Origin of the sequence: Gilvimarinus gilvus, from assembly GCF_030518155.1 — a bacterium.
Taxonomy (GTDB): Bacteria; Pseudomonadota; Gammaproteobacteria; order Pseudomonadales; family Cellvibrionaceae; genus Gilvimarinus; species Gilvimarinus gilvus.
The window spans coordinates 1-332 of sequence record NZ_JAULRU010000230.1 but is presented as its reverse complement, the minus strand read 5'-3'; the positions used below and the strand labels follow the sequence as shown (position 1 = coordinate 332).

Genomic DNA, 332 nt, shown 5'->3' with positions numbered 1-332 from the left:
AGCATCTTCCCACATCGCCCCGGGTTGCCAGCCCTTGAAGTCAGGGTCAAGATAGATAAGGCAGCGAATTTTTATGTGGGCTGCTGTTTTTTCTGCTATCAGAGGTATAAAGGTTTCTTGATAATCCTCTGATGTTAGCGTGCCTGTCGCTTGAAGCACTATGATATCTCCGGCTGTTTCCGGCAGAATATGAAGCATCGGTATTTCCTTTAATCAGCAGACTCAATGGGGTGTAGTGTATCGGTGATGATTCTGGTGTCAAAAAATATTCAAAAATGCCGATACAGTAGAGACTATGACAAAAACTATTGTTCTGATTTTGATACTCTTCC

At 42.8% G+C, this 332-nt stretch carries 1 protein-coding gene; it reads right to left on the bottom strand.

Going from position 1 to position 332, the window contains the following annotated elements; all coding sequences use genetic code 11:
• Positions 1 to 198, bottom strand: a 198-nt coding sequence (locus QWI17_RS03210) for an STAS/SEC14 domain-containing protein (protein ID WP_302721061.1), incomplete at its 3' end; no start/stop codon positions are given.
• Positions 199 to 332 lie beyond the last annotated feature (134 nt).